Genomic DNA, 20,076 nt, shown 5'->3' with positions numbered 1-20,076 from the left:
CTCGTCGGTCTTCAGGAATCTGCGTGAGTGCGCAGAAATGGCCGCGTCCCTCGTCAACGCTGGCAAATATGCGGTCTGGTCGCAGTCTGCAACGACAGAGCGAGGAGTTTATCCACAGGAAAGAATGGTCGGGTTGGGCTCCTTGGCTCACGCTTGAAGCCCCTCGCAGTGCAATTGTTGGGTCGATCCACGGTGGTTTCGGCTCCCTGAACGCCGTGGATCGACCCAACAACCACCGTGGCGGGGTGAATCGAGGGAGGAGCGAGGCCCACCCGCCGCGTCCGGGCAGCCGTCGCTCAGGCGATGGTGACGTCGCCGAGGCGGCGCGGCTCGAAGCTCACCTGCGAGGACTTGACGACCACTGAGCCGCCGAGGACGAACGAGAGCTTCTCGTCGAAGTCGTGTTCGGCGGCAGTGACGATGTCCCGGTAGCGTCCCTGTACTCGTACCTCGACTGTCGAAGGAGTGAGCTCGAGATCGTTGCCGGACGAGGTCAGCCCGATCTGCGGACTGCGCTCGAGCGACCAGGACACATCACCGATGATCTCGTTGTCCGTGTCGTAGCCGAAGATGCAGCCGGCGGGCATGAGCGTCTTCGACTTCATGCAGTCCTGCAGGTGCTCTGTGACCTGCTCTTCCACGGTCTGCTCGAGCTTGGCCGTGGGCTCCGGCGAGAGCTTCACGGTGGGGGAGTCGCCGGGGGCAGTCACCTCGGCGCGTTGGGAGTCGGACTTGAGGTACGTCGCATCGAACCCGACGAGGTAGCTCGCCGGGAACAGCACCGGCACTTCTCCCGTACTGACGCCGTAGCCGTTGACCGTCGCCGTCGATGATCCGGAGACGTCGAGACTGAGGGCCGGCCATTCCTGCTGTTCGACAGCCCATCGATTGAAGAGTCCCGCACTGGGGGGCAGACGCACCATGTCGAGGTCGACGGTCTGCTCCTGCGAGGAGAGGATGTAGCTGAGGCGGACCTTCGCATGATCGCCGTCGACGGAGACGGTCTCGGCCTTTGGTTCGCGCGGCAGATCGGGGGCCGCCGAGAGGACCTCGTCGCTCAGCGCCAAGGTCGACGTCGGAGTCGGCGTCGACAGGTAGGAGAAGGCACTCTGCGCATCGCCGTGTTCGATCGCCGAGATATAGGCCTCGGCAGCGCGCGCAGGGGTGTAGACGGTGAAGTTGAGGAGGGGGACGGCTGCAACCGTGAGGACGACGACCGTCAGCGCTGCGATCAGAAGTCGGCGCGACGTTCGCATGGCGCTCCTGATTCGGTTGGGGACTGAGGGGGACTGGGCACCTCTCAGTCTATCTGCCGCGCGTCACTCAACCGTGTAGGCGTGCAGCGCGGAGGTGTCGACCTCGACGAAGACATGTGTGCCGACCTTGACGTTGGCACGCAGTTCGGAGATCGTCGCGCCGAGTCCCGGATGCAGGACACCGAATCCGATGGTCGGCTTCTCGTCCGCATCGGCGGCGGCTGAATCCGCGTCGGCGGCTGAGGATGAATCCTCAACCGATTCGGCGGTTGCGTCAGATGGCGCCGAGTCCTCCGGCTTCGTCTGCCTGACGGGGACTCCAGCGAGGTCGGCGAGGTCGACGTCGAGGGCGAGCCCCATCTCCGTGTCGACCGGTGAGAGCTTCGCCTGCAGGCAGGAGCCGCGATCGCGCAGTCCGGTGACGATGGATTCGAACACCGTCGCCGAGGTGAACGCCGGGTCGTGTTCGTCCAGTGACAGGAGGGCGGCACGCCAGCCGAGAGTCACGAACACCTTCCCGTCGAGTTCGGTGCGGGCGCGCACGGCCGAATGGCCGATGGACAGCCATCCCTTCCGAGCCAGCCCGGAATAGACATTGACCCCGCTGAGCTCGGCCGGCAGGGAACCGCGCGGTTCGGTGACGATCTGCTCAAGGGAGCCGAACGCGACGAGTTGGTCCTTTTCGATATCGGCCACTCCCGCCTCGGCGATGGAGTGGTCGGTCAGCGAATTCGAGCTGAAGACGACCCCGCGGCCGTGCTGGGCGACGAGTTCGGCGAAGCGACTCCGCAGTCCGGTGCGCAGATGGCCGGGGACCGAACCGAACGGGTCGATGAGGGTCAGCCATTTCGCCCCGCTCGCCCAAGCCGCGGCCAGGGCGAGGCGGGCGCGATCGGTCGCGTCGAGGTCGTCGATGCGGCGGCGCAGAACGTCGGGCCGCAGTCCGAATGTCGTCAGCGCAGCAGATCGGTCCGCTGCCGATGCCGCCTCCCCAGATCCGGCATCGGCGTCGCGAAGATAGCTCTTCATCCAGCTGCGCACACGCGAACGACCCGACCGGCGTCCGGTCGGGAAGTGTGGTGGCGGTGCGACGTGGGGCAGGGACGCCACGGACAGCACCACCGAAGTGGTGCTGTCCGGGCTGCCCATGAGTCCCAGGATTGTCCCTGCTCGCAGACGTCCGAGGTCGATCTCGCGTCCGTCGAGCTGCAGCCCCGCGAGGGACAATTCATCGTTCAATGGAGCTTAGAACTCCGCGGGATCGTCGGTGGCGTTCATGCGCCGACGGGTGATGATGACGGCTGCTGCACCGACTGCGAGCAGACCGACGCCGAGCGCCAGTCCGGTCATCTCGGCACCGGTGCGCGGCAGGTCGCTGCCGGAGCCGCCCTGGTCGCTGCCGTTTCCGTTCCCGCCTTCATCGACGGCGGTGCCGTTGGTGAGCACGGTGAAGCTTCCGCCCTGGGGCTCATCGAAGCTCTCGGCCTGAGCACGCACGTTGTAGGTGCCGAGCACGGCCTTGACCTTGGCCTGGACACCGAACGTGACCTTGCCTTCGGAATCGGCTTCCTTGGTCATCGTGTAGCGATCGACCTTGCCTTGGGCATGCTCGACCGTGATGGAGACCTTCTCGCCGGGCTGAGCCCCGCTGACGCCGATCTTGATGCCGTCATTGAGGAAGTCCTCGGAGCTGACCTCGGTCGGGTCGATGAACATCGAGGCCTGCGCGGCTGCGGCAGGCTTCTTGTCCTCGGTGCCGGGGCTGGCCGGACCGGTGGACTCGGGAGCCTCTTCTTCGGCATTCTTCTCGTCTTCGGCGGCATCGTCTGCGCCTTCGGACTCGTCAACCTTCGGCTCTTCGTCCTTCGGAGCTTCGGTTTCGGTCTCGGTCGGCTTGGGGGCCTCGGTGGTGGGCTCCTTGTCCGGAGCCTCGGCGGGTCCCGGCTTCACGTCGTCGGCAGGAGCCTTGTCCTTGTCATCGGCCTCGTCGGTCTCTGACGGGCTCGGCTTCGGTGCCTCGGTCGTGGGCTCTTCGGTCTTGGTCTCCGAAGGCTTGGGAGCTTCCGTGGTCGGCTCTTCGGTCTTCGTCTCCGACGGCTTGGGTGCCTCCGTGGTGGGCTCCTCGGTCTTCGTCTCCGAGGGCTTCGGGGACTCCGTCTCGCTGGGAGTCTCGTCCGGAGTCTTGATCGGACCGGTGGCGGAGTCGCACTTGTCGTCGTCCTTGTTGTCGCCCTTACCCGGGTCGTCGACCTCGGACGCCTTGGAGACAACCTCGAAGGTCACCTTCGAGGACTTCTTCTCGGACTTGAGGTCGGTGAGGTAGAGCGAGTATTCGCCGACGGGAACCTGAGCACCGTCGGTGACGGTGAAGAAGTAGGTGCCGGAGACCTTTCCGTCCTCGTCGACCGTGAGCTTCTTGTCCGGCGAGTATTCGGTGCCATCGGTGCCGACGACGGTCACCGTGGCTTTCTCGTCCGGAGTGAATCCGGTGCCGGAGAAGCCGATTCCCTTCTTGTCGTCAGCGATGTCGGCGCGGGTCACCTGCGCCTGCGCAAGGGTCGCCTGCGGGTCCGACTCGTCGGGAACCGAGGAATCCGATTCGGAGCTGTTCGATGACTGCTGATCACCCTGGGCGCACAGCGGTTGCTGAGGGACCGTAGCGGTGGACTCTGTCGCTGCGAACGCCGGGGCGCCAGCAAGACCTGTCAATGCAACGGCTACTGCGGGGGCAAGCACAAGACGCGAGGTCTTCACAGTAATGCCTTTCGATTGTTGTCTACCCACGAAAGACGATGGACTCCCGGCATTCCTTGGCTTAAGAAGGGGAAGGCACCATCGTGCGCGGGTCCGTACAGCTCATTACCCTAAAGCATTCATCCGCCGCTATGGGGAGACACACGGGTAAAAATCAGGAGAATTCCCGATAATCGTTATTGTTTTGTGACATAGATTGGGCGTGTCGGTCGGAATCTTTCGCGGATTCGGCGTGCCCAGGTCGTGCGCTCGCGAGCGTGTGAGGCCCGGAACGACTACCATCGGAAACGTGACTCTCCTTTCCGACCGCGACATCCGCGCCGAGCTCGACTCCGGACGCATCGCCCTCGACCCCTACGACCCGTCGCTGATCCAGCCGGCCAGCGTCGACGTGTGTCTCGATCGTTACTTCCGGCTCTTCGACAACCACAAGTACGCGGTCATCGATCCGAGCCTCGAACAGCCCGAACTCACGCGCTTCGTCGAAGCCGCTCCGGGCGAGCCCTTCGTCCTCCATCCGGGCGAGTTCGTCCTCGCCTCCACTCATGAGCTCGTGACTCTGCCCGTCGACGTCGCCGCTCGCCTCGAAGGCAAGTCCTCGCTCGGGCGTCTCGGCCTCCTGACCCACTCGACGGCCGGATTCATCGACCCCGGTTTCAGCGGCCACGTCACTCTGGAGCTGTCGAACGTCGCGACGCTGCCGATCACCCTGTGGCCCGGAATGAAGATCGGTCAGCTCTGCTTCTTCCGACTCGGCTCGGAGGCGGAGAATCCCTATGGTTCCCAAGCCACGGGCAACCGCTACCAGGGCCAGCGCGGTCCGACGGCCTCCCGCTCGCACCTCAACTTCTACCGGAGGGACATGTGATCACCCGCCGCGAACTGCGGCTGCAACGCGAAGCCGCTGAACGCGCCGCCCGGGAACAGGCCGACGCCGAGCGCTACCAGGTCCCCGACGCTGAAGCGACGGGTGCCCAGGCGACGGGTGTTTCGAATGCGAGCGGAGACCCGGCCGCCCACGGCGCTGGCACCTCTGTGTCTCCGGCAGCGACCGCGACCGGTGCACCCGCCCCAGTCTCCGAGACTCAGACTCCGGACTCTCAGGCCGCGAGCCGGCGGAAGACCGGGATGCCGTCGACGGGACGGCCCGGGTACGGCGGTGACACCTCCGCGCCCAAGGACACGGCCACCTCGGCGGATCTGCGCGGTTTCCATCTCATCCTCCTCGATGACGCCGTCGAGGTCTCTGACGTCCTCGCGCTCATCCACAACAAACTGCCCGATCTGCGCCCCACGCTCGACGAGCACGGGCAGATGCGACTGAGCCGGCACTCCCGACTGAGCTCGGGGGCGACCCTCGACTCCGCCGACGCCGCCGCGCTCGAGGTTCCCGACTGGGCCCAGCACGCCATTGTCATCGACTGCCCCCGGGACCGGCAGCCGACTCCGCCGCCGAGCTGGTTCGCCGATGCCGACGGACTCCACGAGGCCTTTCCCGACGGGATGCCGGACCGGGAGGAGGAGCGGATGCTCAGCCTCATGCTCTCCGTCGCATCCCGCCTCCACACGGGCGTGCGCCTGGCCGATGAGCCGGGGCTGCCGACGCGGGTGATCATCCCCGACCCCGAGGCGAAGGTCGACCTCTACATCTACTCCTCGTACTGGATGGAACCGCCGGTGGCTCTCGACTTCGTGCACCGGCATGCCCCGCACGCTTTCCAGCAGGCCCTGCCCACCCCCGACGAGGATGTGCTGGCCCAAGCGAGCATCGACGACCCGCTCTTCGATCCGTCCGCCCCGGTCATCCTCGACGGCTATGCCCTGCTCGTCCCGCTCGGTGAGATCGACGAATCCGCCGGCAGCCTCGAAATCCGCGTGATGGAGGCCGAGTGGGTTCCGCCGATCGTCGCCGCCCACACCGATGCCCCGCAGATCGAGTACCACGTGCATTGGATGGACACCGAGTCGAAGCGCTATCGGCCGAACCCGGGACGCCGCTTCCGACGGATGCGCAGCAAGGTGGCAGAGCTGACCGATTCCATCGGAGCCGAGCTGCTCGTCGGCTCGGACGGCATCGGCCTCGACGAGAACGGCTTCCTCGTGACCAGTCGACAGCTGCGCGCTTGATCGGTGCCGTGCCGGGGCGGAACCTGTCTCAGCTCACACCCAGGGATTGGGGAAACGATGCCTGTCCGTGCGAAAATGGCTTGACGAAACTTTCTCACAAACAGGCATATGACGGAGGTGGCCGCCGGTGATAGTCATGACAGGCGCCTTCTTCGGGGCATCTGTCATTGCCTACCCTCTGGTTCGCCTGCTCGGCCGCAACGCCTTCTTCTTCCTCGCCCTCGTTCCCTTCGCGGGACTCCTGTGGAGCCTGTCGACGATCTCCGATCTGTTCGGCCCCGCCGCTCAGCCGATCGTCGAGAACCTCAACTGGCTGCCCGAACTCGGCCTCGGCGGAGTCTTCCGCCTCGACGTGCTCTCCTGGATCATGACGCTGCTGGTCACCGGGGTCGGCGCCCTCGTCTTCGTCTACTGCGCACGCTACTTCCCGCCCGACGAGCCGGGACTGGCTCGATTCGCGGGAATCTTCATGGCCTTCGCCGGAATGATGTACGGGCTCGTCGTCGCCGACGAACTGCTCATGCTCTACCTGTTCTGGGAAGGCACCACCGTCTTCTCCTACCTGCTCATCGGGCACAGCCAGTCCCGCCGCCGCTCGCGGCAGGCAGCCCTGCAGGCACTCATCGTCACCACCGCCGGCGGGTTGGCCATGCTCGTCGGCATGATCCTGCTCATCACCGCTACCGGCACCGGGCAGATCTCGACCCTGGTCGACCGCGCCCAGTCCGGCATGGACACCGGCGGGATCATCGTCTCCGCCGTCATCCTCATCCTCGTCGGAGCGGTCTCGAAGTCCGCGCTCATGCCGTTCCACTTCTGGCTGCCCGGCGCCATGGCCGCCCCCACCCCGGTGAGCGCCTACCTGCACGCCGCGGCCATGGTGAAGGCGGGAATCTACCTCGTCCTGCGCTTGGCACCGGGCTACAACAACCTCCCCGGCTGGTCCGAGGTGCTGCTCACCCTGGGTCTGCTGACGATGTTCATCGGCGGCTGGCAGGCGCTGAAGCAGACCGACCTCAAACTGCTTCTGGCCTTCGGCACGGTCTCCCAGCTCGGATTCCTCGCCACCATGGCCTCGTTCGGCACTCCGGACATCACGAAGGCGGCCCTGGGTCTGCTCATCGCCCATGCCCTGTTCAAGTCCTGCCTGTTCCTGTGCGTCGGCATCATCGACCACCGTGCCGGCACTCGTGATCTGACGAAGCTCTCCGGCGGTTGGAAGGCCTTCCCCGTCGTCGCCGTGTGCGCGACGATCGCGGCCGCCTCGATGGCCGGACTGCCTCCGCTGCTCGGCTTCGCCGCGAAAGAAGCCGCGTACTCGACCCTCCTGTCCTCACCGGACAAAGCTTCGGTCATCGCCTTCATCGGCATCATGATCGGCTCGATCCTCACCGTCGCCTATTCGGCCCGCTTCGTCTGGGGCGCGTTCTCCACGAAGCCGGGAGTCGACGATATCGCCCGCCGCGACGAGAAGCTCACCCTCGTCGTCTCCCCGCTCATCCTCACCGCACTGACACTGGCGCTCGGCCCCGGAGTCGGACTGCTCGACGGCTACTTCTCCGCGTGGACCGCCGGGCTGCCGGCCGTGGCCGAGGGTGACGGGCACTACCACCTCGCTCTGTGGCACGGATTCGAACCGGCGCTCGCCTTCACCGCCGTGACCGTCGCCGCAGGTGTCGCCCTGTTCATCTTCCGCCGCCCCTTCGCGAAGGTCCAGGCGACGCTGCCGTCGGGACTGGACTTCCACGAGCTCTACCGGATGCTCATCGGCTGGATGGAAGCCCTGGCGCTGTGGGTCACCGCCCGCACCCAGCGCGGTTCGCTGCCGTTCTACCAGGGCGTGGTCTACATCGTCCTCGTCGCCGGACTGGGCCTGGCGATCATCTCCAACGACACGTGGAACATCACCTTCCGGCTCTGGGACACCCCGCTGGATCTCATCGTCGCGGCCGTGCTCGTCATCGTCGCGATCGGTGCCACCCGGGCCAAGAAGCGCTTCACCGCCGTCGTCGTCACCGGCATCTCCGGCTATGCCATGGTCGCCTACTTCGCCTTCGTCGGCGCCCCCGACCTGGCCCTGACCCAGGTGCTTGTCGAGACCATCACGATCGTCGTCTTCGTCCTCGTCCTCCGCCGGCTGCCGGCGCGCATCGGTGAGTCCACCGGCCGCCTCACCCCCGCCTGGCGGGCGATCATCGGCGGCGCCGTGGGCATCACTATGATGCTCGTGGTCCTCATCGCCGCCGGAGTGCGCGTGGCCGATCCGATCTCCGTCGACTTCGGTCAGCTCGCCTACGAGCTCGGCCACGGCAAGAACATCGTCAACGTCACCCTCGTCGACATCCGCGCCTGGGACACGATGGGCGAGATCTCCGTGCTCGTGGCCGCCGGAACCGGTATCGCCGGCCTCATCTTCGTGCGCGGACGCGAAGGCCACCTGCATCGGTTCGAAAGGAAGAAGGACGGCACCGAGGCGGCCGGTCGCATCCGCTTCCAACCCGTGGCCGAGGACGTCGTCGACCTCCACTACTCCGGCCGCGGGGAGGGCCTGTCGCAGAAGCGCGCGTCCTGGCTCATCGCCGGACGCACCCTGGCCCCACGCAACCGGTCGATCATCCTCGAAGTCACCGCGCGCCTGATCTTCCACGCCGTCATCGTCTTCTCCGTCTACCTCCTCTTCGCCGGCCACAACCATCCGGGCGGTGGATTCGCCGGCGGCCTCGTCGCCGGTCTCGCGCTCGTCGTCCGCTACCTCGCCGGAGGCAAATACGAACTCGCCGAGGCGGCTCCCTTCACTCCCTCGGGCATGCTGGGCACCGGCCTGGTCACCGCGATCCTGACCGTCATCTTCGGGTGGATCTGGGGTGAGACGGTCTTCGACTCCGTCTACCTCGAGGGCGATCTGCCGCTGCTGGGCCACCTGTCCTTCGGCACCTCGACGTTCTTCGACATCGGCGTCTACCTCATCGTCGTCGGCCTCATGCTCGACATCCTCCGCTCCCTCGGAGCCGAGGTCGACCTGCACCAGGAACGCGACGAGATGATGCTGACCAACCGCATCCACGACAATGTGAACTTCTCCGAGAACATGGGCGCCACCGCCGAACACCGTGCCGTGTCCGAGATCATCGACCGCGTCAACGAACTCGACGTCGACAACGGTGCGGAAGGAGGCCGCCTATGAGCGTGTCCTTCATCATGGTCCTGGCCATGGGCGTCCTCTTCGCCGCCGGCATCTACCTCATGCTCGAACGCTCCCTGACCCGCGTTCTGCTCGGGTTCATCCTGCTCGGCAACGGAGTGAACCTGCTCATCATCCTCACCGCCGGCCGCGGCTCCCCGCCCCTGACCGACGGGAAGAACCTGTCGACCGAGGGCATGTCCGACCCGCTGCCGCATGCGCTCATCCTCACCGCGATCGTCATCACCTTCGCCGTGACGGCGTTCCTGCTGGCGATGATCTACCGTTCCTGGAGGCTCATGCGCGCCGATTCGCTGCAGGATGACGACACCGACCTCCAGGTGGCGATCACGAAGCTCATCGACTCCGAGGCGGAGGCGAGCACGGACTACGACGACACCGAATTCGGTGATGAGGCGGAGTCCCCGATCACCGGCGCCATCGACCTCGACGACGACGGCACACCCGCGGAGCGCGGGGACGTCGTCGACGACATCGAGGAGGCGTCGAGTCCGGCCGAGGCCGAGGCCATCGCCGAGGAAGCGGTGGATTCGCATACAGAAGCCCGCAGCGCCAAGGAGGCCGAGGTCGCCGAAGAAGCTCGGGGCGCGAAGCAGGGAGACGACGAATGATCGATCTTCTGCCCGTCCTCGTTCCCCTGCCCGTTCTGCTGCCGCTCATCGGCGCCGGAATCGCACTCATCCTGTCCAAGCACACACGGACGCAGAACATCGTGTCGATCGCGATCCTCGTCGCCGTCATGATCATCGCCACGCTGATCCTCTTCGGCGTCGATACCCATGGACCGCAGGTCGTTGCGATCGGCGGGTGGCAGCCCCCGGCCGGCATCGTGCTCGTCGCCGACCGGCTGTCCTCGCTCATGCTCATCGTGTCCTCGCTGGTCACACTGTGCGTGCTCGTGTACGCACTGAGTCAGGACGCCAACGACGACTCGAACGAAACCCCGATCTCCGTGTTCAACCCCAGCTATCTGGTGCTGTGCGCGGGCATTGCCAACTCGTTCCTCGCCGGAGACCTGTTCAATCTCTACGTCGGCTTCGAGATGTTCCTCGTCGCCTCCTATGTGCTGCTCACCCTCGGCGCCACGGCGGAGCGGATCCGTGCGGGAGTCACCTATGTGATCATTTCGCTGGTGTCCTCGGTGATCTTCCTCGCCGCGATCGGCATCATCTACGCAGCATGCGGCACCGTGAACATGGCGCAGCTGTCCGAGCGGATCTCGGATCTGCCGGCCGATGTGCAGATGATCCTCCATGTCCTCCTGCTGCTGGGCTTCGGCATCAAGGCCGCGATCTTCCCGCTGTCCTTCTGGCTGCCCGACTCGTATCCGACGGCTCCGGCACCGGTGACGGCGGTCTTCGCGGGACTGCTGACGAAGGTCGGCATCTACGCGATCATCCGCACAGAGACCCTGCTGTTCGCCGAGTCCTCTCTGCGGGTGCCGCTGCTCATCGCGGCGGGACTGACGATGCTCGTGGGCATCTTCGGCGCCATCGCGCAGTCGGAGATCAAGAGGATCGTGTCCTTCACCCTGGTCTCGCACATCGGTTACATGCTCTTCGGCGTGGCCCTGGGCACGAGCTTCGGACTGTCCGCGGCGATCTACTACACGGTTCACCACATCATCGTCCAGACCGCGCTGTTCCTGGCCATCGGACTCGTCGAAATGCGCGGCGGGTCCACCTCGACGAGGTCGCTGGGCGGTCTCATGGTGCTCTCGCCGGTGATCACGATCATCTTCTTCATCCCGGCGCTCAACCTCTCCGGCATTCCGCCGTTCTCCGGGTTCATCGGCAAGGTCGCGCTCTTCCTCGCCGGCTTCGACGATCATGCGTGGCTGCCGACCGTCCTCATCGTCGCCGGCACCGTCACGAGCCTGCTCACCCTCTATGTCATCGGACGTACCTTCAACCTCGCGTTCTGGCGTGACCCGGCCGATGTGGAAGAGCCGAACGAGGACCTCGTGGAGGAGTTCACGGATCGGAAGAAGACTCTGCTGGCGGGGAAGAAGTGGACGTCTCAGATCGGCGTTCCTCCTGCCATGGTGGTGGCCACCTCGGTGGTGGTGATCGCCTCCGTCGTTCTCACGGTCGCCGCCGAACCACTGTGGGACATGTCGAACCGGGCGGCCGAGAACCTCTCGACACCGATCGACTACGTCACGAACGTGCTCGGAGGTGAAGAGTCATGAGTCCCAACCGAGACAGAGGGCAGAACCGCGACCAGGGTCAGATCCGAGACCCGGGGCAGGACCGCGCACCGGGACAGAACCGAGCGCCGGCTCCCAACCGGGCGCGGATGAGCCGGGGCCGCGGAATCATCCAGCAGCTCGTGCTGCTGATCTCGCTGGTTCTGCTGTGGCTGATGCTGTGGGATTCGATCACGGTGGTCACAGTGGTCACCGGAATCGTGCTGGCCTTCATCGTCACGCGCGTGTTCTACCTCCCGCCCATCGTGCTCTCCGGACGGTTCAACGTCTGGCATGCGGCGGTGTTCGGTCTGTGGTTCCTCTACTCGGTCCTCCACGCCTCCATCGAGGTCGCCTGGTATGCGTTCCGCCGCAAAGCCGTCGGAGCCGGGTCCGTCATCGCCTGCGACCTGCGCACGAGCTCGGACCTCGTGCTCACCCTCATCGCCGACACCGCCAGCCTCATCCCCGGGTCGATCATCATCGACAGCGACCGGGCCATGGGCATGCTCTACCTGCACTTCCTCGACTGCGATTCCGAGGAGAAGCTGCGCAAGGCCAAGGCGCAGGTCTACTACATCGAAGAGCTGCTCATCCGCACGCTCGGATCGCACCGCGACCTCGCCGCACTGCGTGCCCGGCCGGATCCGCTGAACGAGACCGAAGGAGGCCGCTCATGAGTGAGATCGTCCTTCACACACTCGTCATCGCCGGTTCGGTGCTGTTGGCCGCCTCGGTGGTCATTGCGCTCTTCCGGATCGTCCGGGGTCCGTCGATCCTCGATCGCATGATCGGCACCGACGTCGTGCTCGCCTCGATCATGTGCGGCCTCGGCGGGTATATGGCCCTGTCCGACCGCACGGATCTGCTGCCCGTGCTGATCGTGCTCGCGATGCTCGGTTTCGTCGGTTCGGTCAGCGTCTCGCGGTACGTGTCGAAGTCCGATTCGATGACTCCCGGCGCCGAGGCGGGTGCCCTGTCCGAGTTCAGCTCCTCCGACTGGCACATGCCCCGTGACGCGGAGGAGCAGAACCCAGAAGCGACTGGTGTTGGGGCGACCGAGGGCGGGGAGGCGAAGGACGCCGAGGCGGCCGACCGGACCCGTCCGCACGATCAGTCCGCATCGACGCCGACACCTCCGGCTCAACCCAGCGACGAGGTCACCGAGATCGCGGACGCCGCCTACGACGCCCACGCCGACAGCGGCGGAGAGGGCGAGGGCACCGGACCCGACCCGGGGCCCGACGACGCCGAGCACATGTCGGCGCGTGACGGGGAGGAGAACAACCGTGGTTCTTGACATCATCTCGGCCGTGCTCATCTTCCTCGGCGCGGTCCTGTCCCTGGCCGCCGCGGTCGGTCTCGCGCGCTTCGGTGACCTTCTCTCGCGCATGCACGCGAGTGCGAAACCCCAGGTGCTGGGCCTGATACTCGTCTGTGTGGCGATTGCGATCCAGTTCCCGACGTGGGCGACGGTGACGACTCTGGCGATCGTCATCTCCTTCCAGCTCGTGACGATCCCCGTCGCCACGCACATGGTCGGCCGCGCCGGTTATCGCACCAAGCACCTGCGTCGATCTATGCTGTATCGAGATGAACTCGCCGAGGCGGTCGACCGTGCCGAGGCCAGAGAGATCGCCTGGGAACGCCAGAGAGGAACCGGAACAGACCACCATGACGGCTGACAAGCACACCGAGCCCCAACCCCTCGTCTTAGTCGCCGATGATGAGCCCGACGTACTCGGAGCGGTCGTGCCGTTCCTCGAACGCTCCGGATTCCGGGTGCTGCCCGCCAGCGACGGACTGCTCGCCCTCGACGAGATCCACCGCCACCGACCCGATGTGTGCGTCCTCGATGTGCTCATGCCCGGAGCCGACGGCCGGCAGGTGCTGCGCCGTCTGCGCCAGGAGGAGAACTGGGTTCCGGTGCTGCTGCTGACCCAGGTCGGCGAGGGTGTCGAGCGTGCGATGGCCCTCGAAGAGGGGGCCGACGACTACCTCAACAAACCCTTCGACCCGCACGAGCTCGTCGCTCGCATTCGCGCCGTGCTGCGTCGCACCCGCAATGACGGCCCGCCTCTGGCCACGGCTCCGGTGCTCGTGTCCAGCTTCGGCCTGCGCGTCGACCGTGTCGGACGCCGAGCCTGGCTGGGGCAGCGTGAGCTCGTCGTCACCCCGAAGGGCTTCACCCTGCTCGAGTACCTCATGGTGCACAAGGACGAACTCATCGAACGCTCCCGCCTGCTCGAAGTGCTGTGGGGATTCGAAGAGGCGGTGGGCACCCGTGCCGTGGACTCCCGCGTCGCCGAACTGCGTCGCGTGCTCGGCGAAGACGCCGCGGAACCACGGTGGATCGCGACCATGCAGGGGCGCGGCTACCGTTTCGTCGGTGAGGTCCGCGGCGAGGACGGACAGAGCCGTCTATGACGAACTTCCTTGTCTTCGAGATCCAGGTGTGGCTGTTCCTGCTGCTGCTCGTCATCGTGCTCGGCGGTCTGGCCGTCGGCGCGTGGTTCGGCTGGCGGTATCTGAAGAAGCGCGAGGCCGCGCTGCGGGAATCCATCGAGACGGCAGCGGCCGAGGACTCGATGACGAAGCGCAATCGGATGCTCATCCGACTCGACCACGAACTGAAGAACCCGCTGACGGCGCTGCGCACCTCGGCGGCGAGCATCCGCGAGGTCGTCCGTGACGGCGGCACCCTGAGCGAAGTGGAGCCGGCGGCCAAGCAGGTCGACGTGTCCTCACGTCGGGTCGCCCGACTGCTCGCCGACTTGCGCAAGCTCGCCGATGTCGAGACCCGGATCATCGAATACGCTCGCGTCGATCTCGATGCACTCATTCACCAGGCCGTCGAGGATGCCTCGACCGCGCCGGGCGCCGAGGATCGGATGATCGTGGCGACCGTCGCCCGGGCTCCGTGGCGGCTGCCCGATGTCGCAGGAGAGGAGGATCTGCTGCTCACCGCGATCCTCAATCTGCTGGGCAATGCTCTCAAATACTCGTCGCAGGCCGAAGTCGTCGAGCTGCGTGCCAATGAGCAGATCATCGACGGACACCGCTGGGTCGTCGTCGAGGTCGCCGATACCGGCAGCGGCATTCCGTTGGCCGAACAGGAGAACGTCTGGGACGAGCTCTCTCGCGGTTCTCGGGTCCGGGCCGTCGCCGGTTCGGGAATGGGCCTCTCGCTCGTGCGTGCGATCGTCACCCGCCACGGCGGATCCGTGCAGCTCTTCAGTCAGGAGGGTGTGGGCACCTCGGTGCGTATGGTCCTCCCTGTGCTCGCCGATGCCGCACCCGTGACCGTGCCGCAGATGTCCGATCATATGGATCGGGTCGCCGCAGGCTCGCATGCGGTGCAGCCGATGCAGCAGGCGGATTCGCGGCAGGCGCCCGGATTCCTGCCGCCCCGTCAGCCCAATGAGGCCGAACTGCAGGGGCGGATCCTCGGTACGCCGCGGCGGACGTCGAAGCGTCGCCTCGAGCGGGTCGATGGAAATCTGGTCAATCGTCGGACGGGCGAGTCCGTCTCCGGTGGATTCCCGCCGGATTCCGGGCAGCATTCGCAGTTCAAACCGCCGCGGCAGGCACCGAACGGCGGAAGACAGAACCCGGGTTACGGGCAGCCGCCAGTCGGAAGCCAGCCGAACTCCGGTCCGCAGCATTCCGGCCCGCCGCCATCAGGCCAGCCGCAGTCAGGTCAGGCGCACTCGGGCCCGCAGAATTTCGGTCAGGCACCAGTGGGCAGCCAGCCTGCCAGCGGACCCCAGCCGACCAGCCAGCCATCAGTCGGCAATCAGCCGAATTCCGGACCGCAGAACTTCGGCAATCAGCCCATCGGCAGCCAGCCCGTCTCAGGCCAGCAGAATTTCGGACCGCCACCCATTGGCAGTCAGCCACCCGTCGGCAGTCAGCCTGCCAGCGGACCCCAGCCCACAGGCCAGCCTCCTGTCGGCGGCCAGCGGAATTCCCGACCGCAGGCTCCTCAGCACGGGTACGGGCAGGCACAGCCGAATCAGAACGGCCCGGAAGCGGGGTACCCGGACCGTCACCAACCGGGTGACCAGCAGTGAGACGGGTGACCAGACGAACGGCTTCACGGGGTCCTGCCGCGGTGAGAATGGTCGCGGCGAGACCAGCCTCGGTGCGGCGAGCCGCGGCCGCAGGCACACTCGCACTGACCGTCCTGCTCAGCGGGTGTTCGGTCTTCCAGATCCGCACCGAGGACAAGTCTGCCGGTCCGATGCGGATCGGTGTGCAGGAAACCGCCGGACCCGAACCCACAGGCAAACCCACCGAGGCCGGAATCCCCAAAGGGATGACGAGGACTTCGGTGTCATTCGGCAGCAGCTGCCCGGTCGAGCTGAGCTTCGCGATCGGCGATGAGTGGAGGGACAGCACCGGGAGCACCGAACAGTTCCATGTCTTCACTCACGGAGAGAACAGCGCCGAAGCCGACATCATTCTCGTCAACTGCACCGACGAATACGGCGACAGTGCGCAGGAAGTCGTCGACCAGAAACGACGCTACAACTTCTCCAAACAGGACTCGCAGGTGATTGCCGAGCAGACGGGCTCTCTGGCAGCGGGAGAGTTCTGGAGCTATCAGGGTGAACTCGGTCCTACCGAGATCATGGCTCTCAACAAGAAACCGACGTATGTCTTCGGGGTGCAGACGGGGTACAAGATCAACGGACGTCTGGTGAATATCTCGATCGAGATGCGCACGCCGAAGACGAACACCGAAGTGGCGGAGGACTTCAAGAAGATGCTCCCGACGGTGACGATCGACGGCGAGAAGGTTCCGGCACCGAGCTTCCGCTGACTCTTCCGTGGGCATCGAACGACGCGGCGGTTGGGCGCCAGCGATTCGGCCAGCCGCCTTTGCAGTCGGTCATCTGCGCCGCGAAGGTCACACGTACGCGATCCAACGGGCTACCTCGGCGGCGCGGGATATTCGGTAAGCAGCCTCGGGCCCTCGACTCGGTCGGCCGCCTCGGCGCCTCGGCGAGTTGGGGTCCTCGGGATACCACCCCGGAATCGACGTTGGGACCTAGGATGGGAAGATGACGACCCACGACGCAGTGACCCGACTCCTCGACGCCCGCCGCCTGCAAGGCCTCTTGACGAACCAGAGCGGCCGCGTCATCGCCCAATACTCGTTCCTCAACTCCGAGGGCAATTCTTCCCTCAGCCACCTCGCCGATATCAGCGGGGAGACGCCCCGGCGCATCACCCGCGGCGACCAGTCCATCGGGCCTGCCGCGTTGAGCGAGAACGGCACGATCGTCTTCGCCTCCAAGCGCAAGGGCGAGGACGGCAAAGATGCCGAGTCTCCGAGCCTGTGGGCGCTGCCGGACAACGGAGAGGCCCGCAAACTCGCCGATCACGAGGGCGGTTTCTCCCGAATCGAGGTCAAAGGGGAGACCATCATCGTCGAGTTCCCCGTCCACACGTGGGCCGCCGACGAGAACGACCACCAGGAATTCAGCGCCGAACGCAGCGATGCGAAGGTCAGCGGAATACTCCACACCGGGTTCCCCGTCCGCCGCTGGGATCATGATCTGGGGCCGGGCCGGCAGACCCTGGCCGTGGCCACCCTCGACGAGGTGGGTGCCGATTTTCCCGAAGTCACTGACGAGCTGAGTGCGCCGGCGGGCATCGACTTCCGCTACCTGTCGCTGCCGTCCGGTCGATTGGTCGATTGGGCTGTCGACGATGACGCCCGTTTCGTCCTCGTCCAGCTGGAGAAGCCGATCCCCGGCCAGCTCGAAGCCAGTGAGATCTGGCGCGTGGACCTCGACGGTGAGCCCGAGCTGCACCGTCTGACGAAGCCGGCGACCGATCACAGCTTCGACATCGAGGCCATCAGCCCGGACGGGTCGAAAGCACTGGTCACCCGTGTGCAATCCTGGACTCCGCAGACCAACCTCGCGGCCGAACTCATGGTCCTCGACCTCGAAACCGCGGAACTGAATCCCGTGTGGCCCGATGCCGACTTCTGGTTCTCCCCGATCTGGGTGGACGATTCGACCATCGTGGCCACTGCCGATGATCACGGCCGCGGCAGCATCTTCATCGGCGGTCTCGACGATGCGCAGCCTCGGCGGCTCGTCGGGGGAGTCGATCAGAAGTATTCGTTCTCGGGGCTGGCCCTGCGCGAGGACACGGTCGTGGCGACCGCCTCGGCGATCGATGTCGCACCTCTGCCGATCTCCGTCGACCTCGGCACCGGCGTGATCAGCGAGCTCGCGAATCCGGCGACGGTGCTCGACGAGGAAGGCACCCTCACCGAGGTGGAGGTCACAGCCGAGGACGGCACGCCGATCCGTGCGTGGCTGGTGCTGCCGGAGGGGGAGGGGCCGCATCCGCTCGTCGTATTCGCCCACGGCGGTCCGTGGGGCTCGTGGAATGCGTGGACCTACCGGTGGAACCCGGGTCCGTTCGCGGCTGCCGGTTATGCGGTGCTGTTGCCGGATCCGGCGATCTCCACCGGTTACGGGCAGGCGATGATCGACCGCGGTCAGCAGCAGCTCGGCGGCACACCTTTCACCGACATCATGGCGCTGACCGAGGCCGCAGGGGAGAGGGCGGACATCGATTCCGAACATGTCGCCCTGGCCGGCGGGTCCTACGGCGGATACATGGCCAATTGGGTGGCCGGGCACACCGGCAGCGCGTTCAAGTGCATCGTCACCCACGCCTCTCTGTGGAACACCACGTCGATGGGGCGGACGACGGACAATTCGTCGTGGGATCAGGCGATGCGGGAGCAGTCGGCGCAGTACTCGCCGCACCTCTACGCCGGTGATATCGAGGTTCCGATGCTCGTCATCCACGGCGACAAGGACTACCGGGTGCCGATCGGACAGGGGCAGGAGCTGTGGTTGGACCTGCTCACCCAGGCCAAGACTCCGCTCGACGCCGATGGCGATACTCAGCATCGGTTCCTCTACTTCCCCGATGAGGGGCATTGGATCCTCGGCCGCGGGAATGCCGAGGTCTGGTATCGCACCGTCCTCGCGTTCCTCGATACGCATGTGCTCGGCATCGACGCGAACCGAGTCCGCACTCTGGGGTGAGTCGGCAGACGGTACGTCCGCACTTTAGGACGGGTCGGCGGCCGGTTCGTCGGCACCCTGGGGTGAGTCGGCAGGATTGCCCGCACCCTGCAGTGGGGAGACCGTGAAGCTATTCCGTACCCTGGATGAGGCGTGCGCAGAGCGATGGAAGGACCCCGATGACACAGACCGAACAGATCCCCACCGAGGCGGTCATCCACAATGCGTGCATCCTCGACGGTGATCGGACGACGTTCGCCGAGGAGACCGCCGACACATGGATCGCGATCGCCGACGGAACAGTCGCTGCACGGGGCCGCGGGGACGGCTGGAAGGACAGGGCCGCCTCGGCGAGGGGCGAGGTCATCGACGCGGCCGGCGGATTCGTGGCTCCGGCATTCGTCGATATCCACTGTCACGGCGCGGGCGGTGCGAGTGCCGAGGACGGGGCCGAGGCGGTCGATGCGATCCTCGATGCGCATCGGGCTCATGGCACCGGCCGGCTTGCACTGTCATACGTCTCGGACACGATCGAAGGGCTGTGCCGGTCGCTGCGCGTGGGGGCCGGACTCGTCCGCGATCGGGCGATGGTCATGGGTCTGCATGCCGAAGGTCCGTTCCTGTCCCCGGATTTCAAGGGCGCGCATGCGCCCGAGGTGCTCACGTCGCCGACTCCGGAGGCGGTCGAGTCAATCCTCGAGGCTACCGATGGAACTCTCGCGCAGATCACCATCGCCCCCGAACTTCCCGGTGCCCTCGATGCGATCGCTCGGTTCTCTGCGGCGGGGGTGCGTGTGGCAGTCGGTCATACTGCCGCTGATTACGAGCTGACCGCGCAGGCATTCGAAGCGGGAGCGAGCATCCTCACCCACGCGTTCAATGCGATGCCGGGCATCCATCACCGTGCTCCGGGGCCGGTCCTGGCTGCGGCCGAGGCCGAGCATGTCACCGTCGAACTCATCAATGACGGCGTCCACGTGGTTGCCCCGGTGGCGCGTATGCTCCACGAACTCGTGCCCGGGCGCATCGCTCTCATCACTGACGCCATGGCGGCGACCGGCCTGCACGATGGGAGCTATCACCTTGGTTCGCTCCCGGTCGAGGTCAAGGATTCGGTGGCTCGTCTGGTCACCTCGGACGGCGCTCAGGGCGCCATCGCGGGGTCCACGTTGACGATGGACGAGGCTGTGAAGCGGGCCGTCACCGAGGTGGGACTCAGCCCGTTCGATGCAGTGCAGTCCGCGAGCCTCGTTCCACTGCGTGCGCTCGGTCGGTTGCCGGAGCCGGGCGATTCTGCACGCGCACTGGGCGTCGCCCCGGAGCCGGGCGACTCTGCACACGCACTGGGCCGCGATGATGCTGCCAGTCTGTTGGCGCCGGGAATGTCGGCTGACCTTCTGCTGCTCGATGTTGATATGAGCCTTCGCCGCTCCCGAATCGGGCGCTGAGCAGGGACGCGTTTGCGCTTGGAAACTGGGCACAGCTGTC

At 66.0% G+C, this 20,076-nt stretch carries 16 protein-coding genes; 13 read left to right on the top strand and 3 right to left on the bottom strand.

What is annotated here, in order from left to right; genetic code table 11:
• Positions 1–296 precede the first annotated feature (296 nt).
• From GUY30_RS16830 to GUY30_RS16820, 3 genes are all read right to left on the bottom strand, one after another.
• The gene (locus GUY30_RS16830; protein ID WP_167200128.1) at positions 297–1,256 is read right to left on the bottom strand and encodes a hypothetical protein; all 960 of its coding nucleotides are present in this window, start codon (positions 1,254–1,256) and stop codon (positions 297–299) included.
• Between the two features lie 63 nt (positions 1,257–1,319).
• Positions 1,320–2,495 carry an ABC transporter gene (locus GUY30_RS16825; RefSeq protein ID WP_167200126.1) on the bottom strand — a complete coding sequence of 392 codons (1,176 nt, stop codon included), beginning with the start codon at positions 2,493–2,495 and terminating at the stop codon, positions 1,320–1,322.
• Between the two features lie 6 nt (positions 2,496–2,501).
• Complete coding sequence (locus GUY30_RS16820; RefSeq protein WP_167200124.1) at positions 2,502–4,010, bottom strand: LPXTG cell wall anchor domain-containing protein; 1,509 nt, start codon at positions 4,008–4,010, stop codon at positions 2,502–2,504.
• Between the two features lie 289 nt (positions 4,011–4,299).
• Between GUY30_RS16820 and dcd the strand changes: the two genes are divergently transcribed.
• From dcd to GUY30_RS16755, 13 genes are all read left to right on the top strand, one after another.
• Complete coding sequence (dcd, locus tag GUY30_RS16815; RefSeq protein ID WP_167200120.1) at positions 4,300–4,878, top strand: dCTP deaminase; 579 nt, start codon at positions 4,300–4,302, stop codon at positions 4,876–4,878.
• The gene (locus GUY30_RS16810; RefSeq protein WP_228281503.1) at positions 4,875–6,137 is read left to right on the top strand and encodes a hypothetical protein; all 1,263 of its coding nucleotides are present in this window, start codon (positions 4,875–4,877) and stop codon (positions 6,135–6,137) included. The genes dcd and GUY30_RS16810 overlap by 4 nt, the downstream gene beginning before the upstream one ends.
• 136 nt (positions 6,138–6,273) lie before the next feature.
• On the top strand, positions 6,274–9,321 hold the full coding sequence (locus GUY30_RS16805) for a Na+/H+ antiporter subunit A (RefSeq protein ID WP_167201190.1): 3,048 nt from the start codon (positions 6,274–6,276) through the stop codon (positions 9,319–9,321).
• Positions 9,318–9,950 carry a Na(+)/H(+) antiporter subunit C gene (locus tag GUY30_RS16800; protein ID WP_167200117.1) on the top strand — a complete coding sequence of 211 codons (633 nt, stop codon included), beginning with the start codon at positions 9,318–9,320 and terminating at the stop codon, positions 9,948–9,950. Before GUY30_RS16805 ends, GUY30_RS16800 begins: the two co-directional genes overlap by 4 nt.
• On the top strand, positions 9,947–11,530 hold the full coding sequence (locus GUY30_RS16795) for a Na+/H+ antiporter subunit D (protein ID WP_208091447.1): 1,584 nt from the start codon (positions 9,947–9,949) through the stop codon (positions 11,528–11,530). The genes GUY30_RS16800 and GUY30_RS16795 overlap by 4 nt, the downstream gene beginning before the upstream one ends.
• The gene (locus GUY30_RS16790) at positions 11,527–12,207 is read left to right on the top strand and encodes a Na+/H+ antiporter subunit E (protein ID WP_228281502.1); all 681 of its coding nucleotides are present in this window, start codon (positions 11,527–11,529) and stop codon (positions 12,205–12,207) included. The genes GUY30_RS16795 and GUY30_RS16790 overlap by 4 nt, the downstream gene beginning before the upstream one ends.
• Entirely contained in the window at positions 12,204–12,827 is a 624-nt protein-coding gene (locus GUY30_RS16785) for an MrpF/PhaF family protein (RefSeq protein ID WP_167200114.1), read from the top strand. The genes GUY30_RS16790 and GUY30_RS16785 overlap by 4 nt, the downstream gene beginning before the upstream one ends.
• Entirely contained in the window at positions 12,817–13,212 is a 396-nt protein-coding gene (mnhG, locus tag GUY30_RS16780; protein WP_167200111.1) for a monovalent cation/H(+) antiporter subunit G, read from the top strand. The genes GUY30_RS16785 and mnhG overlap by 11 nt, the downstream gene beginning before the upstream one ends.
• The gene (locus GUY30_RS16775; RefSeq protein WP_167200108.1) at positions 13,202–13,954 is read left to right on the top strand and encodes a response regulator transcription factor; all 753 of its coding nucleotides are present in this window, start codon (positions 13,202–13,204) and stop codon (positions 13,952–13,954) included. The genes mnhG and GUY30_RS16775 overlap by 11 nt, the downstream gene beginning before the upstream one ends.
• Positions 13,951–15,600 carry a sensor histidine kinase gene (locus GUY30_RS16770; RefSeq protein WP_228281501.1) on the top strand — a complete coding sequence of 550 codons (1,650 nt, stop codon included), beginning with the start codon at positions 13,951–13,953 and terminating at the stop codon, positions 15,598–15,600. The genes GUY30_RS16775 and GUY30_RS16770 overlap by 4 nt, the downstream gene beginning before the upstream one ends.
• Positions 15,601–15,647: 47 nt before the next feature.
• Positions 15,648–16,352, top strand: coding sequence for a DcrB/PsbP domain-containing protein (locus tag GUY30_RS16765; RefSeq protein WP_167200105.1), 705 nt, complete (start codon positions 15,648–15,650; stop codon positions 16,350–16,352).
• Between the two features lie 241 nt (positions 16,353–16,593).
• Positions 16,594–18,609, top strand: a complete 2,016-nt coding sequence (locus GUY30_RS16760) for a S9 family peptidase (RefSeq protein ID WP_167200102.1) — start codon at positions 16,594–16,596, stop codon at positions 18,607–18,609.
• 158 nt (positions 18,610–18,767) lie between these two features.
• Positions 18,768–20,036 carry an N-acetylglucosamine-6-phosphate deacetylase gene (locus GUY30_RS16755; RefSeq protein WP_167200100.1) on the top strand — a complete coding sequence of 423 codons (1,269 nt, stop codon included), beginning with the start codon at positions 18,768–18,770 and terminating at the stop codon, positions 20,034–20,036.
• The last annotated feature ends 40 nt before the right edge of the window (positions 20,037–20,076 follow it).

The sequence above is a fragment of the Brevibacterium pigmentatum genome (assembly GCF_011617465.1).
Classification (GTDB): Bacteria; Actinomycetota; Actinomycetes; order Actinomycetales; family Brevibacteriaceae; genus Brevibacterium; species Brevibacterium pigmentatum.
Note: the sequence above shows the minus strand (reverse complement) of the source record. Positions and strands in the feature narration are given on the sequence as shown.

Coding starts and splice junctions, on each gene's coding strand:
- GUY30_RS16790 (WP_228281502.1), top strand. CDS start 11,527: ATGAGTCCCAACCGAGACAGAGGGCAGAACCGCGACCAGGGTCAGATC.
- GUY30_RS16775 (WP_167200108.1), top strand. CDS start 13,202: ATGACGGCTGACAAGCACACCGAGCCCCAACCCCTCGTCTTAGTCGCC.
- GUY30_RS16830 (WP_167200128.1), bottom strand. CDS start 1,256: ATGCGAACGTCGCGCCGACTTCTGATCGCAGCGCTGACGGTCGTCGTC.
- GUY30_RS16795 (WP_208091447.1), top strand. CDS start 9,947: ATGATCGATCTTCTGCCCGTCCTCGTTCCCCTGCCCGTTCTGCTGCCG.
- GUY30_RS16800 (WP_167200117.1), top strand. CDS start 9,318: ATGAGCGTGTCCTTCATCATGGTCCTGGCCATGGGCGTCCTCTTCGCC.
- GUY30_RS16805 (WP_167201190.1), top strand. CDS start 6,274: ATGACAGGCGCCTTCTTCGGGGCATCTGTCATTGCCTACCCTCTGGTT.
- GUY30_RS16770 (WP_228281501.1), top strand. CDS start 13,951: ATGACGAACTTCCTTGTCTTCGAGATCCAGGTGTGGCTGTTCCTGCTG.
- GUY30_RS16760 (WP_167200102.1), top strand. CDS start 16,594: ATGACGACCCACGACGCAGTGACCCGACTCCTCGACGCCCGCCGCCTG.
- GUY30_RS16765 (WP_167200105.1), top strand. CDS start 15,648: ATGGTCGCGGCGAGACCAGCCTCGGTGCGGCGAGCCGCGGCCGCAGGC.
- GUY30_RS16785 (WP_167200114.1), top strand. CDS start 12,204: ATGAGTGAGATCGTCCTTCACACACTCGTCATCGCCGGTTCGGTGCTG.
- GUY30_RS16755 (WP_167200100.1), top strand. CDS start 18,768: ATGACACAGACCGAACAGATCCCCACCGAGGCGGTCATCCACAATGCG.